The 15,599-nt window shown below is 58.7% G+C and carries 10 protein-coding genes; 6 read left to right on the forward strand and 4 right to left on the reverse strand.

From position 1 onward, the window contains the following. Window positions 1–11 precede the first annotated feature (11 nt). The 4 genes from IRZ31_RS13690 to IRZ31_RS13705 all read right to left on the reverse strand — a co-directional run bounded on the left by IRZ31_RS13690 (window position 12) and on the right by IRZ31_RS13705 (window position 5,698). Window positions 12–557: a hypothetical protein gene (locus IRZ31_RS13690; protein ID WP_297154561.1), complete on the reverse strand. Its 546-nt coding sequence runs from the start codon at window positions 555–557 to the stop codon at window positions 12–14. Between the two features lie 927 nt (window positions 558–1,484). Then, window positions 1,485–3,413: a DUF87 domain-containing protein gene (locus IRZ31_RS13695; protein WP_112425444.1), complete on the reverse strand. Its 1,929-nt coding sequence runs from the start codon at window positions 3,411–3,413 to the stop codon at window positions 1,485–1,487. A gap of 4 nt (window positions 3,414–3,417) precedes the next feature. Further along, the gene (locus tag IRZ31_RS13700) at window positions 3,418–4,584 is read right to left on the reverse strand and encodes a DNA double-strand break repair nuclease NurA (RefSeq protein WP_297154565.1); all 1,167 of its coding nucleotides are present in this window, start codon (window positions 4,582–4,584) and stop codon (window positions 3,418–3,420) included. Beyond that, window positions 4,559–5,698: a Druantia anti-phage system protein DruA gene (locus IRZ31_RS13705; RefSeq protein WP_112433913.1), complete on the reverse strand. Its 1,140-nt coding sequence runs from the start codon at window positions 5,696–5,698 to the stop codon at window positions 4,559–4,561. Before IRZ31_RS13705 ends, IRZ31_RS13700 begins: the two co-directional genes overlap by 26 nt. Before the next feature lie 628 nt (window positions 5,699–6,326). Between IRZ31_RS13705 and IRZ31_RS13710 the strand changes: the two genes are divergently transcribed. The 6 genes from IRZ31_RS13710 to IRZ31_RS13735 all read left to right on the forward strand — a co-directional run bounded on the left by IRZ31_RS13710 (window position 6,327) and on the right by IRZ31_RS13735 (window position 15,507). Then, window positions 6,327–6,908 (forward strand): hypothetical protein, encoded by a 582-nt coding sequence (locus tag IRZ31_RS13710; RefSeq protein WP_146747052.1) that lies wholly within the window; start codon window positions 6,327–6,329, stop codon window positions 6,906–6,908. A gap of 796 nt (window positions 6,909–7,704) precedes the next feature. Beyond that, entirely contained in the window at window positions 7,705–9,639 is a 1,935-nt protein-coding gene (locus IRZ31_RS13715; protein ID WP_297154568.1) for a TOPRIM nucleotidyl transferase/hydrolase domain-containing protein, read from the forward strand. A 1,003-nt stretch (window positions 9,640–10,642) separates the two neighbouring features. Beyond that, window positions 10,643–11,479, forward strand: coding sequence for a hypothetical protein (locus IRZ31_RS13720; protein ID WP_112425450.1), 837 nt, complete (start codon window positions 10,643–10,645; stop codon window positions 11,477–11,479). A gap of 180 nt (window positions 11,480–11,659) precedes the next feature. Further along, on the forward strand, window positions 11,660–13,999 hold the full coding sequence (locus IRZ31_RS13725) for a glycosyltransferase (RefSeq protein WP_297154572.1): 2,340 nt from the start codon (window positions 11,660–11,662) through the stop codon (window positions 13,997–13,999). Continuing rightward, the gene (locus IRZ31_RS13730; RefSeq protein WP_297154575.1) at window positions 13,959–14,612 is read left to right on the forward strand and encodes a thioesterase domain-containing protein; all 654 of its coding nucleotides are present in this window, start codon (window positions 13,959–13,961) and stop codon (window positions 14,610–14,612) included. Before IRZ31_RS13725 ends, IRZ31_RS13730 begins: the two co-directional genes overlap by 41 nt. Window positions 14,613–14,682: 70 nt before the next feature. Further along, a complete protein-coding gene (locus IRZ31_RS13735; protein WP_297154578.1) occupies window positions 14,683–15,507 on the forward strand; it encodes a hypothetical protein in 825 nt (274 codons plus the stop codon). The last annotated feature ends 92 nt before the right edge of the window (window positions 15,508–15,599 follow it).

A 15,599-nucleotide genomic window follows, 5' to 3' on the forward strand; every position in this document is an offset into this window, starting at 1 on the left:
AAACACGATCGCTACCCTTCCGGGGCGTGCCCCCAGACGGTGAGCAAGGTCCAGAGGGCGCAGCAGTCCTCCTGTTGCATCTCAGCCACCGCCTGCTGAGACAGGGTCGTCAACTCCGCCCGCGTGGCCAGCCCCTGGCGTTCCAGGAAGGGCTGGACCAGCTCCAGCCCGATGAGCGCGTCCTTGAAGACCGGATAGTGCTGCTCGGTGCCCATCGACCACTCGATGGTGGTGGCCCGCAGGCGCACATCGACCAGGCCGGCCTGCCGCACCAGCCGGGGCAGCACGGGCGTAATCCCCAGATGCTGCCCGGTGGGGGAGAGGCTCTGGCCCGCCCGCTTGAGCGCCTGACAGCCCAGGGCCATGAGCCGTTCGAAGGCGGGACTGGTCGTCAGCGGCTCCTCCATCTCGGTCAGGCGCAGGAAGCCACCGGGTGTAAGCAGGTGCCGGCACTCGGCGAGCAGCTGCGACCAGGACGCTGGGAGCATGAAGCCCCACAAGACGATGAGCAGGCCCAGGCTGGTAGCGAAGCGGGCGCAATGCACTCGCAAGGGCACGGCCGTTCTCTTCTCTGTCTAGAGCAGCCGAGGCAGTGCTCTTCCACCAATTCACTACTGTTATGGTAGCTGCCTGACTGATGGGTATGACCTGGAGGCCGGAGGGGTGAGCAAGACCTGCCAGGCCCCCTCGACTGGTAACAGATCGCTGGCTTTTGACCATTGCTTGACAATGGAATGGCTATACCGCCTGGCCCCTCCTGGTTGCAGAGCGTACCCGATCGATCTCACGCAGGGGTTACAGGGGCATCTGCCTCCTTCACAAACGGCCCTCTTGATTGAGGGTAACGGGATCACCGAGAGCCGTTGTCCCAGTGACAGCAGGGCAATCTCTGCTGAGTATGCTGTAATCAGGCGTGAAGATGAGGCGTTCCTGAGCAGGGCTGTGCTGCCCCTAGCGCTCCGGCTCCTGACCAGTTCTCCCTTGAGTCCCTTGGCTGCCCACCAGCAGAAAGCAGGCCAAGAACAAGGGATCAAGAGCCAGAATGGTCGATCACATAAAAGCCTACACCAGCATGCTAAGCTTGATCTCAACCGCTGGCGGCAATCCCTTCTTGATGAAGAAAGATGGAGATCAGCCGAGTGAGGACCCCAGGACGAGTAGCTCCTCGTCAATATTCACCAGGTAAACCCGCTTTCCGATGAAAGCTTAACCAAGAGGAAAAGATGTGACTCATGCCAGATACTTCCTCGTGGCAGCTGACGACCTCGCTATAGGCCAGGCCGAGTGACCAGCAAAGCCGCGGTCAGCGCGGCTGTGACCGCTGATCGAATAGCTCTGTCCTTGCCTGCCCACGTGCAGGGCCTGGAGTTTCGTTACCCTGGGTCCCATCACTGTAATGGGATGGCCTTCCCGTTGGAAGAGCACGATCTCCCCTGCTCATCAGTCTCTGCACAAGCGAACAAGCAGCTCTGCCTGGCCACAGGCTAATCTTCCTCTTCCTCCTCTGCTTCGTCTTCGTGAACCGCTGCCTTCTCTGCCTCTTCTGGACCTTCAATGGTGGCCCAGAGACCTTCTTGAGGGAATATGCTCTCGACATGGGACGCTATCTGGAGATTGTTGGCCTGCAGGAAGTCCGTCAGGTTCGTAAAGGCCCGCAGGAAGAGTGGCGTCCCTGCGAACGAGAGGGGAGAGACCGGGCCAAGCGTCATAAAAGCATATTCTCTCAAGGCCGGGTCAAAGGCAGATTGGGGGTCGTGAAACTGCTGGTACAGGTGCAAGCTTTCTCTGTCGCCAACGATCTCGCGCAGACGCTGGTACTCGGTGCCCATGCTCAGGCCAAAGCCCAGGAAGAGAACCCGTAGCTGCTGCACCACCTCGCTGTCAAGGCTCGACAAGGTCTGGCTGAGGAACATCCAGCCCAGTCCGTACTTGCGCGTGGTGCGCACCGCGTCGACAATACGACGTTTCACGCGTTCTAGCCGCTCTTCCGAAGGCTTGTTGTGAGGGATGAAGCGATGAGCCTCATCGAAGAGGACAAGCGCGTTTAAGCTGTGGTTTTGCTGGTAGTATTCCTCCGCGTTTCTGATCAGCTCACTGATGAAGCGATTCAGGATGAGGGGTTTGATCTTGTTATCCCAGTCGCTCTGACTGATACCCTCGGGGCGCTGGGAGGAGAGGTCGATTACAACCAGCGGGCGTTTGCCGGTGGAACCTCCTCGGAGGCCTTCCTGAATGATCTGCGTGGGCGTGCGTCGACCGGGGTCTGTCGCCTGGAAGAGCGCGGTGATGCGGTTCCAGATCCGCAGAGGAGTTGGCTGACTGAGAAAGTCGTTGGCCTTCGCAGCGTCGATCTCGCGCAGCGTTCTCTGAATAGTATCCTTCACCCGCTTGATACCAGCTTCTTGCGCGTAGATGTTACCAATCTGCTCAGACAGATACTTGAGCGCTGCTTTGAGTACCTCTTCATTGAGGCGCTTAAGCCTGTATTTCCGCTTTCCATCTGGCCCTCGCTGTCCGAAGAACGTCTCCAATTGCTCCCTGGCGACCTCCTGATAATTGGCGGACTTAATACCAAGCTGGGAGAAGAACTCGGCTTCTGTCAGGAGTTCAAAGAAGGTCTCCCAGGTGTCGAGACGGATGGACTGGAGCGTATAGACGCGAGGAAAGCGCTGCAGGGGCTGGAGCACGGCAGGGCAGAGCACCTGGCCCATCTGGGTAGGGGCCTGAGTCAATTGCATATCCCTTGAGAACTCCCCCTGGGGATCGAAGATCATCAAGCCCATTGAAGGATGGCGAGCATAGGCCAGCATGATCATCTTGGCCAGCACAGACTTGCCAGAGCCTGTCTTACCGAAAATGCCAATGTGATAGGCCTCTCCTGCCCCATCCTCGCTGCTACCGAAGTGTTTAAACCAGAGCGGCAGCCGCGGTGTTGAGCCGTAGACCGTTCCCAAGTAGAACAGGAGCGGCTGATAACGCGCCAGCAGCGCTTTCAGAATCGCATCATCGGCGATATAGATGGGGGTCCCGGTAGGGGGCACAGTGCCCATGATCGCTTCCTGGTAGCGCTCGCCCCGATCGGCGAAAACAGCGCTAATGGTCATCTCCCCCTGATGTGTATCCTGGCGCTCGCTGATCGGCTCGACCTTTCCACGCTGGCGGATCAGACTGCGCATCGTTGGATCTTCATGCCAGATATTGCGCATCTTGACCTCGGTGATCTGGCCAAAGGCGTAGTGATCGCGATTCTCTTGCCGATAGTGGAAGAAGGCCAGTTCACCGACCAATTTTTTGGTAGCCGCGCTGCCTAGAATCTCAAGCGAGAGCTGACTCGTGGAAGAAGGGGAGCCGATCACCCCGATGCGCTCGGCCTGGCTTAAAAGCTCTAGGAGTCTCTTCAGAGAAGGTGGCATCGTCCTATCTCCCTGTATCTGTACGATACCCATGAAGCGCCAAGAAGATCTCAGAGAGCATTTCGCCTTGGGACTGTTCAGCGATCTGTTGGCTGGTGAGTTGGCGGAAAGCGGCAATGCCGCTCGCCAGCGACTTGACCATGCGATCGGCCAGATAGAGTGGGTACGGCTCAAGAATCGAGGGCGTCCCGCATTGATGGCGAAGGGCCTGGATCACCAGTGCCAGGCGTTCAGGACTGCTGGCAATCGAGGTACTCACCTCGATACGCAGCGCTGGCAGCCAGGCAAAGGGCCGATAGTAAACCACGGAGATCTGTTGGAGAGCCGCCATCACTGCCTCATAAAGGCGCTGGGCATGCTCCTTGAGAGCCGATGGGAGCGCATGCAGATTCAAGTGCCACTTCTGCTCGGGCGGTTGCAGGGGTTGGGGAAGGGTCAGCTCACCTGGAAGGAGGATCGTCGTCAGCATGCCACGATCGTCATAGGCCACTGGCCAATCGAGCAAGCGACCGATCTCACGTCGGGTCGTATACTTTGGGGCCGCCACCCAGTGCTTATCACTGCGCTCGGAGCGCAGAATCTGCTGATAGCAGTCAAGAGCAGGCTCAATCTGCCCCAGCAGATGGCTGCTCAGTGCTAGAGGAGGGAGGCCACGGGCAAGCGCAGTGAGCGCCTCGTTCAAGGAGATCAGCGGGGTGGTCAAGGAGCCATCCAGAAACACCACCTCGTGGGGCGCGCGCACAGCCAGGGAGAGTTCCATCGCCATCATACAAGCCCGGACCAGCAATTGGCTCTCAGCCGAGTGAGGCTCTGCCTCAATGATGACCTGATGCTGAGGCTGCTCCCAATAGCGCTGCTCTGAAGGGGGGGATAACCCTTCAACGGCCACAGCAGCGGCGGCAACCAGATCCGTGGCCAGCAGGCGTTCGATGGCATAGGCGCCATCCACTCCGCAGGTTGTCGGAATCGGCGCATAGGGCACCTCGCCATCACGCTGGATCAGCCCGCGCTCTTGCAGCTGCTGCCGGTAGGTCTCGCGCTGCGAGCGGATACGCTGGAGGGCTTCCGAGACCTGCTGGCCCACCTGGTGCGTCCGGGCCAGTGCCTCTTCAACAAGCGCTGCAGGTAGATCCTGAAACATTCTTTCAGATGGGTGAATCGGCTGTTCCATGCTTCGCACTCCTCTCAACCGTCGTCAGCATGGCCAGGATCTCTTGACGGTTCCACCTGTGCCAGCCGTCCACGCGAGCGGCCCGCCCAAGCAGCCAGCGCTCGCGCCACCAGGCTGCGAGTTCTGCAAAGGGGCGCTGATAGTAGTGCGGCTCCGAGTCCTGGCCTTCAAAATACGCCTGCAGGTTGCTGATCAGTGGAAACAGGAAGGCTTCCCGCTTGATCCCATGCCTGAGCAACTGTCTTGGAAGGCCGAGCGCATCCAGAGCGCGCGTCACGTTCTGCCAGGTGATCCGTGGCCCCGTACCGAAGCCACCAGAGTGATAGCGTCCCTGCTCTTCCAGGAAAGCGCACAAGGTGGGATACAGGGGAGCAAAGTGGAAGCTGCCATACCCTTCGGTGTAGCCAATGGAATAGGCAATGACCTGACCGCGATAGGAGAGACGATTGTAGAGGCTGCTCCGGCCAAAGGCACTGGTTGTGGTCAGGGCTACCAGCCGCGCCGGCAACGCGCGTTGCTCCAGTTGCGTGAGGCGTCCTGTGTACTTGCGCTCGTAGGCCAAGCGGACCTCATCTGAAACCGCTGCCAGAGCTACCAACTTGCCGCCAAGCAGACGATTGTAGGGAGGAAGAGCGCCGAGGGTGAAGATGTCCATCGTCTGATTGACCAGCTCCACTTTGCGGCCAGGGGCATAGGCGAAGAGACGATCTCGTACAGGAAAATCCAACGGCGGCGATTGCAGTGCCAGGATGCCGATGAGCTTCTCGTTAGAAGCGTCCATGATCAGGAAGCGCAGACGCCGCCCATACCCGCGCGTAAAGGGGAGCGACCAGGTGAGACGGGCCAGGCGAAAGAGGTCAGCCTGCCATTCCTCCACGACTTCCAGAAGGATGGGACGGATGCTCTGAGGAGAGAGATCGCTGCCATTGGCGAAGAAGTGCTCATATTTCGGATAGGTGGCCCTGATCCAGTACTGCTGCCTGGCTAATTCACGCTGGACCGCCTGGGCGTGCCAGGAGCGGTACGTCTCTTTGGGATTCTGTGCTTCCAGGGCTTGGAGCCGTTCGATTTCCGCCAGCACCTGGCGGCGTAATGCATCACGTTGCTGTTCCATGCGGTCTGTTCCGAGAGCACTGGCCCTATCCCAGGCAGTGATCTTATTTGAAAGTATACTCAAGAGTTTTCCCTGCTGCAACAAAAAGGGAAAGGTCTTGTTTGACTCCTCGTGCCGAATGGGAGGCCCTCTCCATAAGAAAGCTGCTTCTTCCGACCTGCTGAAGCCGTGGCGCTGCTCAAAAAAGCAGAGACAGGCTGTTCGCGCCAACAGTCTCCCTCTCAGCCCGCTGGCAGTGGCATTCTCCACCCTCTCTGCAAGAGACGGCCCAGCCTCCTTATTCCCCGATCCTTGACAGCCATTCCTACCATGCCTATAATTCCTTAATAAAAGATGTAGATCAGTCTTGATGAAAAGTTCGGGCGTAATGGAAGAGCAATGTGTTTAACTATGTTCCATTGGTAATCTCTGTGTATAGACTGATGAATTGGGGTACTCTCATAAAACGAGGTGAGCGATGTCCGCGGATGATCCGACGATGCTGCCCCAGGAAACGGCCCAGTCTCCCATGAGCAATGATCTCTCCGAAGCGACAGCTGTTGCCGGTCCATATCCGTATGATGAAACATGGGAGCTTCCACCACTACCTCCGCCACCTCCTGCTTCGGGGCACACGAGAATGCGTTTCATGACTCTGCTTCTCCTGTTCTGTCTGGTGCTCGTCTCCGCCAGTGCCGGGGCGCTGGCGGCAACGCTGTACTGGCGAAGTCTGGGGAGGACGTTCACCGCCCCTTCCACGGCTGTCAGCGAGGCGTCATCGTCGAGTACCACTGCTGCTGCAACGATCCTGCCGAACCCGTTGCCTACCCCGACATCGGACCTGAGCTACACAGCCGAGGACATTCTGCGAGACTTTATCGCCGCCGGTGCTCATCCCTTCTTCATCCAACACGATATCACGATCTCTGCATGGACTGGCGGTGCCTTCTCCGTCTCGGTCCCGGCGACCAGCTCGGTGACATTTGGCGACACCTCCGACTGTAACGGCCCTTGTGAGCCTCGCAATATGGGCCTGTGGGTCTACCAGGATAATACGACGGCGGATCAGGCCTACAATGAGGTTAGTGAGGAGAACAATCAGGCCTTGATGCATCCTCCCCAGGGACTCTCGGTCGTCCCGACGACCATCTTTATCCATGCCCGCTGCCTGTTGTTAGGAGCTGATACCTTTTCAATCTATATCCGGGTAGTCAAGCAATACTGTACATGAGCAGCCCAAGGAAGAGGGAGACACTGGTGCGTGAGGGGTGTGCCTCACTCTCGTGGAGACAGGCGTTGACCACTCTTCTCTTCGACCTCTCTGCATGACCGTGCCTGTGCAGCGTGATGGGGGAAGCCAGGTGGCCAGGAGTCCTGTTCCCCGTCACCGACTGGAAAAAGGCATTGGGGATACCCTGCATGTGATGCTAGAGGAAGATCAGGTACCTGCGGAAGCGAGATCTTCTCTCTCCAGGGACAGGGGAGATCCAGACGGACGGGTGGTCTGCTTGGTCAAATAAACCGCGTCTGCTGAGTAGATGCCATGACTTGCCGTTGCAGTCCACTAGGTGAGGACGCTCGGCAATCCTCTGACACCTGGAGGCTTGCACCATGATAGGAGACCTATCTGGATATCTGCGTGCTTTTCATGATAAATTTCATGTATAATAATGAAGAATGGTGATGCGAGCTGAAAATGTCACGGAAGAGACTTCAACGGAGTAAAGGGATATTCTTGAACTCTTCGTCCAGATAGCCCCCCGTGCGGGAGTACGATCTCACTGCTTCCCCTCAAGAGGAACCGGTGAGCGCGGAGCACAGATAGAAGTATTTCTCTGCCTGAGAGCAGCAAGCAGCTCAATCGCATCCCCTTCAGGAAGGGACAATCGATGATTATTCGTGCGATTTCTGTGAAAAACTTTCTTTCTTTTGCCTCTTTCTCATGACCGGATCTTGATCCTCGGCTGAACGTGCTTGTAGGCTCGAACGGTGCTGGCAAGACGAATGTCTTTCGTGCCCTCAAGTGCGTGCAAGGTGCTCTGGCCCTGGACCAATCTCAGGCTGCCACAAGGTGGGAACATGCAGGGTATCAAGGCGCTGAGGCGCAAACGATCGAGATCACCCTGGAGATTGAACTCAATACCGTCCAAGAACAGGATTGGTGTGTGCGCTTCTTCGCAGCGGTTCTCTGTGACCAGTCGTCTATCGATGAGGCTCTGAAGGCTCGGCAACGTTCTGCTACTCCTGCTGGCCTCAAGCGATTCGATGCCTGGATTCAGCAACAGCTTTCCCGCAATTGGCTGACCTGGTTCTATCGAGGACGGCTTGTGCTCACCTACGATGGACAGTGGGGATGGCGCTGTCGCTATGAGGCGCCTCGCCAGGGAGCACTCTCCTTCCGCCTTGATCTCAGTCAGGGAGGGATTCTCTACGGGGGAGCTTCGCCGACCTCAACGCCCGTAGCGTCGTTGTTTACTGCCTGGGTTACTCAGCTCGAATCGGCAGAGCAGGAAGAGCTGTTGACGATGCTCTCCGGCACAGGAGGGGGCGAATCCTTTCCTGAACTCCATTCCTTTGACGTTCCTGCCTGGATCCCTGCTAATCAAGGCATTCTCCTTCAGGTGAGGGACTATTCAACGATTGTCCCCCCCTCAGAGCTTGCCACTCATCGGGCGCTCCGTAAATCGCTGGCGATACCTGCCGACTCACGACAGTTGACGAATGCGCATCTACTTTTCCAACGCCTGGCGCAGCAATCCTTCCTGGCGCTCGATGAACTTCGCCTCCCTGCCGCCCATTCCCAGCTGGGTGCAGCGACAGATAGCCCCTTGTCAAGTGTAAACACGAGTGAACACCTGGCACTTTTGCTGTTTCGCAAGAAGAATGGCTTACCAAATCAAAGAAAACAATATCAAGACATACAGAATGTTTTTAACTATTTGACAGGTGAAAAATGCGAGGTACGGCTGGTTTCAGGAGTGAGTCAGTCTGCGTCGTCAGGCCAGGAGGTGGAAATAGTCGTGCCCAACCGCTGGGGGGATCTTCCTCTCCACTTCAGTGGAGCAGGCAAAGTCGAGGCACTGTTGCTCGCTACCATGCTTGTAGAAGGGCCTGGTCGAGTACTACTGCTAGACGAGCCAGCCTTGCACCTGCATCCCTCAATTCAGGCTCGCTTTCTCGCCTTGCTGGAGCAGGACGAAGAGCATGGACAGTATGATCTCTCTCTTCCAGCGAATCAGGTGCTCTTGATCACTCATAGCCCCTACCTCGTGCCGAATGACAGGCTCACTCGTGTGAGCCGTTTCTCTGTTGGAGGCGAAGCGAAAGGGACAGTTCGCTCGACGTTCAGTGGCAGCCTGCTTCCAGAGCCTAAATTGAACCGGTTCCTCAATGAGAATCCCCCAGCCAAAGCGCTCCTTTTTAGCCAGGCCGTGATACTGGTTGAAGGAGAAACTGAGCGAGAGGCCTTGCCAGTATGGTACCCAGACCTGCTGAACCGGGACATTTTTGTTCTCTCAGTGGACGGCAAGACGAATTTTGTGCTATGGGTTGCCCTTCTCCAGCAGCTGTTCATCCCCTGGGCTATCCTTGGCGATGGGGATTTGCTCTGGAACAACTCAAAGGACCCGGTTTCCCAGATACGTAAGATCCTGGAAGTGGCTGGTCGGACCTTGCCTGCTCCTCCTGAGGGAGTGGGAAAGGATCCCCAGGCTTTCCAGAGCTGGAGTCAGCAACTCGAATCTTTCGGGGTGTTCACCCTGGCCAGACAGGCTGACCAGGGATTTGAAAAGGCCCTGAGTGATGATATTCCAATGAACATACGTACTGAAGCCGCGCAGTTTTCAAGCAAGGTGGCCCGGGGAAGGTTCCTCGCCAAAAACAGTAAATGCCTAGAAATTGTGCATCAGGTGCTAGAAAGGATTATGAAATATTTCGAAACGTGGAGTGCGTGCAAGTCTTGAGGCAGGGTGTCCCCTTGTTCTTCCGCCTGGCGACCGTCTCGTGCTGATGCGAGAACAGCAGGTCTTGGTCTGACTCAAAGACCTGGCCGTTGGGTATGGTATTGTTCACCTTGGTGAAGGACTGGAGCGGTTGCAACGCCAGACGAGTGCTGCATACCTCACATCGGAAACCGCCAGGGAATAGAGGCTACGCCTGGTGCGTTGCCCCTTGACTGGCCGCAGTGCTGGGTCTGACCTCCAACCCCAATCGAGAGTGGTGGTCTGACGCCGACCGATTGGTCTCCTGCCACAGCTCGGCTAGCAACTCCCTGTTGGACTTCCTGGCTATGCACCCAGCCCTGTTCTTCCTTCTTCCTCCCAGACGCTTCCCGCCTGGCTCCCAGGAGATTCCCAGGCTGCTCCCGTTGCCCTCGGGGCCCAGTGCGCTAGACTGCTTCCGTGAGTGCAGCTGGCCCTCCACGGCCCAGGCTCATCGATGAGACGGAGGAGGGGAAGGCTGCGCTTGTGGAGGAGGAAGCTGACCACGGTAAGGAGTCTGCCTTGGCTCTTCTAACGGGCAGACTGGAAAGCCCCTCCTCTGCTGTCAGGCACGTCAGCAAGAAAGGAGAACCCTCCAATGACAGGCGAACCACCTGGCACTTCTGAAGCGCAGGCTTCCGGCCCGTTGCTCCAGGCTGATCACCAGAGGGAGCGACCCCTGTCGCCAACCCCCGCTGCGAGCGCGCGCTCTATCGATACCCGTGATGGGCATGAGCCAGCTGCTGGGAGCGATTCTGATGACCCGTTCTCCTCCTTCGTCCTCCAGGAGGGGGCTTCTCCCGATCTGGAGACAGAGGTGGACCATGCAGGCTGGAACGATGCCTTTCCACTCCCGTTTCAACTCTCTGAACCGCTGCCCGCCCTGGCCTCGGAGCAGAGAGCTCCGACAGGGACATCAGGGGCGGGAAGAACGCCGTCGTCCTCTCTACCAGGAAGTCCATTGCCAGGAGGTGCGCGCCGGCGGATGTGGCTCAAGCCTGGTCTGATCAGCGTTGTCGTCGTCCTGACGGTGGGTTTTCTGGGGCTTGCTCTGCTGGCTCCAGCCGTTTCGCCCCATTCAACGGCGACGCAGGCAACAACGGTTGCGCAGCAGCGCTCTACTCCTGGAGCCACACCTCGGACCCGTCGTGCCTTGTCACCGGTGGCTACAGCTCCTCCGTCCCGGCACCCTCCTCAGGCGCTCTCGCCAACCGCGACAGGTGCCAGTGACTTGGGCAACTGGGTACCTGTTTCCCTCCCCGCGGGGTGGACCGGTGCGGGGCTGACGCTGGGGGATGCGCTGTTTGCTGAACGGACGGCTGTCACGTTTACGGATCGCGAGATGAGCCTGGATTATCGCGCTGTCGGAACTCGCGCCCAGCATGGAGGAACGCTGACAGCAGCAGTGTTTCTGCTCACTCCCGCTGCTCGTGAGCGGTTTCGGCAGCAGGATGTCCGGGTGACGACGAATCAGCTCTACGATCTTGTGGTGGGAGAACGCCTGATTCAGGCGGTCATCGATCCACAGCCTCGCCTGCGTGCCTTTGCCATCCAGGGGCAGCAGCAGTTTGCGTGGGTAGAGGTCACGTTTACGCTGTGGCAGTCCCTGACTGATCCCCAGACAGGCCAGTCCCAGCAGGGGCTGATGAAGGACCCGACCAGCCAGCAACCGCGTGTCCATCGGATGGGAGTACTGCTCGTGCGTGTACCACCTGCCAGCCAGGGAGCCAATGCGCCGATGGGGGGCACAGGCTGGCTGGTCTCCAATTACGTGCTGGATTCCCCTGGGGGGACATTGCCCCCGATCGTTCAACCCGCATAGGGGAGCGTGGCCAGGCTGGACATGCGGGCTGTTGACAATGGCCTGCAGAGGCAGCCTGTCAGGCTGCCTCATTGACCCATCTCTCAGCAAGAGATGTGGGAACCTGCCTACAGGGCGAATCAGCCAGGGAGCCGTGGGCAGGTCACCTGCAGCAGCAAGATACAGGGGAGTCCGATAGCCATGCCTTCCTGGATCGAGCCGTACTTGTTGGCTACCACCCTTGCTGTCCTCGTGACCATGCTGGGCGTGATGCCCCGCTTCGTGCGGGAATCACGGACGAATGGGGTCATTCTCCTGGCCCTGGTCGCCTTAGCAGGCGGCAGTGCCGCGGAGTGGTTTCATCAACCCTGGTTGCCGGGTGCCGTGCTGCTGCTGCCTGTACTGGTCTGGCTCTGGGGAAGAAGAGGGGCCTGGAACGCCTGGACCCTCATCGCTGGGGCCTGCCTTTTGCTGCAGACGGTTGCCAGTCTGTTGCCGCTGGGGGTAACCTTGCTCCAATCGTCAGGGATCTCCCGGGCGCTCGGCGCTCTGATGGGAGGAACCCGGATGCTCTCTGTGGTGGCGACCGCTCCTGCTATCTTTGATCTGCTCAACGTGCCTGGCAGAGGTCATTTTCCTGAGCGCGATCGCATGCTCGCGGCGCCAGAACCGTCGCACTGGCCGGGCTGCTGCGTGCAGGTCCCTACCCATAACGAGCCGCCCGAACTGGTGGCCCGTGTCATTCTGCAACTGCTGCGGCAGCAGTATCCCGGGCCGTGGATGATCCAGGTCATTGATAACCATACTCCTGACCCAGCTACCTGGAAACCAATAGCGCGTCTCTGTCAACGCTATCACCAGCGCATCCAGTTTCTCCATCTGGAGCAGTGGCCAGGTTTCAAAGCGGGCGCGCTCAATGAGGGGACCAGGCGCCTGCCAGCGTGGGGAGAACTGATCGCGGTCGTTGACGCTGACGATCTGGCCCATCCCCAGTTCCTGCGAGCGACAGTACGGCACTTTGTCGATCCGAGCGTGGCCTTTGTCCAAACGCCTCAACACTATCGAGCCTGGCAGGGCCATCCCTATTTTGATGGATTGAACTATATGTATGCTGCCTTCTTCGCCACATACCTGGCCAGTCGGCGTGAACCCCATAGCATCATGTGCACGGGCACGATGGGACTCGTGCGACGCAGTAGCCTGGAGGAGGTGGGCCTCTGGGATGAGACCTGTGTGACAGAAGATGCCGAGCTCTCGATCCGCTTGCTTGGCAAGGGCTGGAAGGGCGTCGACGATCACCGTCCCTATGGAGCTGGACTCATGCCCTTTGAATTCGACGCGCTCAAGAAGCAGCGGTTTCGCTGGGCGTTTGGGACCATGCAGTTACTCAAGAAGCACTGGCGCCCCCTGCTGGGACTCTCTTCCCCTGGACGGTATCACTTGACGCTGACACAGCGGCTCTGTTACCTGGGCATCGGCTTCCAATACCTAACCGAGGCTCTGACATTCTGCTCGACTCTCCTGTTGGGGGGGGCTGTCGGTGTTTCTACACTGATGGGGCATCACATGCTCTTGCCGCTCCCTCCCATCTGGCTGATCCCAGTGCTTCTGCTGCTGACCACGGGCATTCGAACGGTATGGGGCTTGCGAGAGGCAACTGGCTGTAAGCCTGGTCAGGCGATCGGAGCGCTCCTCTTCTTCTACGCGCTTTCCTGGGTCACCTGCCAGGCCTGTCTGACAGCTCTGTTCCGCCAGAAAGGGGTGTTTTTGCGGACTCCCAAGATCCGCCCCCAGCATCGGAGATGGCAACGAGCCTTGCTGGTCACGGCTCAGGAGACGCTGCTCTCAGCCGTCTTGGTGGGAGGGGCGCTCGGCATGAGTCTCCTACAGCCTGCCAGCGTCCTGGCTATTGTCCTGTTCCTGTTGCAGGGATTGATCTATGGGATGGCTCCCGTCTGTGCCCTGGCAGCCGAAGGGATCTGGCTCATTCCTCGCCGGCTGCCGGGCACGAACGGCTCCCCTTTCTCAACGCGTCGCCTTGCACCCCCGCCCCCTTCGCTGCTGCAGGAGAGTGCATGGTCAGCATCTCAACACCGCGGCCATTCTGCTGGATGCCACAGTCATTCGCTTGTGGCTGGTTCCGGTAACGATGCAGCTCATGGGAAGACTGAACTGGTGGTTCCCCAGGTTGGCGTTCTCAGGTTCCATGCCTTGGGGCCATCGGTTTCGCTCCATCTCCCGCCCGACGCCAATCAGGCCCTGAGAGGACCCGCTGAGTGGACCACTGATCGGCTGTTCTCAGCTCAACAGAACCCCTCGTTGCAGGTCCTTGTCGAGCGGATACTCATGCAGCTCTTCGCTCAGGTCCTGGATCGACCGGCGGTGTGCATCAAAGGAACCTCGCATTTCTTTGAGAGCGGCAGGGACGCACAAACTCTCGCGGCCCTGCTGTGCGCGATAGAGGAACGACTCCAGATTCGCCTCAGTCCGGAGGAGATCATTGAGCACCCTATCCTGTTTCGATATGCCCATGCTCATTAACACGCTTGTCCCGCCAACTCTGGCTGCTTCTCCGCTCGCTCCCTGGCTGGATCGGCCATTTGCCTTCTTTGGAGCAAGCCTCGGAGGGCTGATCGCCTTTGAACTGGCGCGAGCGCTCTCTACGCGGCATCAGTTGTCACCAGTGGCGCTCTGTGTTGCTGCCTGTCGCGCACCGCATCTTCCAGGCCCCCACCCACTTGAGGGGATGGAGCACTTCTCCGATGAAGAGGTCATCGAGCACGTGCGCGCTCTGGGTGGAACTCCTGAATATGTTCTGGCCGATGCACGTCTCCTGCCGGTTATCCTCCCCAAGCTGCGGGCCGACGCGCTGCTGGAAGCAACCTATGCCTATGTCCCGGACGTTGCACTCGATTGCCCGATCACGGTCTGTGGTGGGGAACAGGATGTGTTCGTGGGCCTCCCCGAACTGGTAGCCTGGCAAGCGCATACGTACAGCACGTTTCGGCTCCAGCAATTTCCAGGAGATCATTTCTTTGTACGTGATGCGCCCGCAAGAGATCGTACTCTCCTGCTGGAGCAGATTGTTAGAGCTTGCTGCAAGACGTGCGAACAGATATCTGCCGATGCACGCCCTGCCCCCGTGCAGCGATGAGGAGAGCATCGTTCGATCTGCTTGGTGACTTTCTTGAGAGGTGTGCAGTAGAAGAAAGAGAGCAGTACATATGCAGATAGATGATGTGCACGCGCTGTTGACAGAGAGCGCACAGCAGGACCTGGTACATCTGGCGACCATGATTGCGCCAAGAGCATTGACTCTGCTCCAGGTTGAACCGGAGGATTCCTTCGAGATCATCCGAGCGGGAATCGCCCAGCAATCACAGCCGATGATCCTCGCACTCCCCGAGCATGGTCCCGCCCTGAGCTGTAATGAGCATTTCGCGCGTCTTGCTGAAGTCTCGGCACCACCCATTGTCGGGATCGTTGTACCGGACAGCCGCTTGGAGGCGCTGGCTCCCCTTGCTTATCAGTATGGAATGCAGCTCTTCCCTTCGCTGGAACTGGTACTGAGGACTGACGCTGCGCTGCGGTCGAGGGCCATTTTACCAGATGGAGCATCGCAAAGCCAGAGCACGTCTGGCGTCAGGTTGACCAGGGCCTCGTCTCCTGTCGCCTCCGACTCAGACGCTGGAGCAATCAGTTCCGGGCAATCCCCGTCTTTTCAGAATCAGGAACCAGTGTCTGGTCACATGCCAGGTGTTCTCGACCCAGCGGATGCCAGCTGGCTTCTCTCGGGGGAGACACCGCTGCCGGAAACGATCCTGCCGCCGCCTTCAGCTCCCGGGCAGACGCAGAAGCGACGTCTGCCCGGCCTGGGCCTTCGTACAAAACTGGCGCTGCTCGCGCTTGTTGGCATGATCACCCTGGTGCTCTTCGCACTCCTCTGCTCGGTGCTGGTCGCTTCTCCATCAGCCACGCTGGTGGAACCTCCAACGGCTACGTTCGTAGGGACTCTGGCATTTGGCAGTAGTGGTCAACTCGATCCATAAAGGTGTGCCGCCGGGGACCCCTGGATTCATCCAGGGGAGGAAGGCGGCCCCCTCTGGCTCTCTGCCGGGGGTTGACATGGCGGCCTCTTCCC

The sequence above is a fragment of the Thermogemmatispora sp. genome (assembly GCF_019683635.1).
GTDB lineage: Bacteria > Chloroflexota > Ktedonobacteria > Ktedonobacterales > Ktedonobacteraceae > Thermogemmatispora.

What these genes read in the sequence shown, in the direction of transcription:
- IRZ31_RS13695 (WP_112425444.1), bottom strand. Translation starts at nt 3,413, where the DNA reads ATGCCACCTTCTCTGAAGAGACTCCTAGAGCTTTTAAGCCAGGCCGAG.
- IRZ31_RS13700 (WP_297154565.1), bottom strand. Translation starts at nt 4,584, where the DNA reads ATGGAACAGCCGATTCACCCATCTGAAAGAATGTTTCAGGATCTACCT.
- IRZ31_RS13705 (WP_112433913.1), bottom strand. Translation starts at nt 5,698, where the DNA reads ATGGAACAGCAACGTGATGCATTACGCCGCCAGGTGCTGGCGGAAATC.
- IRZ31_RS13710 (WP_146747052.1), top strand. Translation starts at nt 6,327, where the DNA reads ATGACTCTGCTTCTCCTGTTCTGTCTGGTGCTCGTCTCCGCCAGTGCC.
- IRZ31_RS13720 (WP_112425450.1), top strand. Translation starts at nt 10,643, where the DNA reads ATGTGGCTCAAGCCTGGTCTGATCAGCGTTGTCGTCGTCCTGACGGTG.
- IRZ31_RS13725 (WP_297154572.1), top strand. Translation starts at nt 11,660, where the DNA reads ATGCCTTCCTGGATCGAGCCGTACTTGTTGGCTACCACCCTTGCTGTC.
- IRZ31_RS13735 (WP_297154578.1), top strand. Translation starts at nt 14,683, where the DNA reads ATGCAGATAGATGATGTGCACGCGCTGTTGACAGAGAGCGCACAGCAG.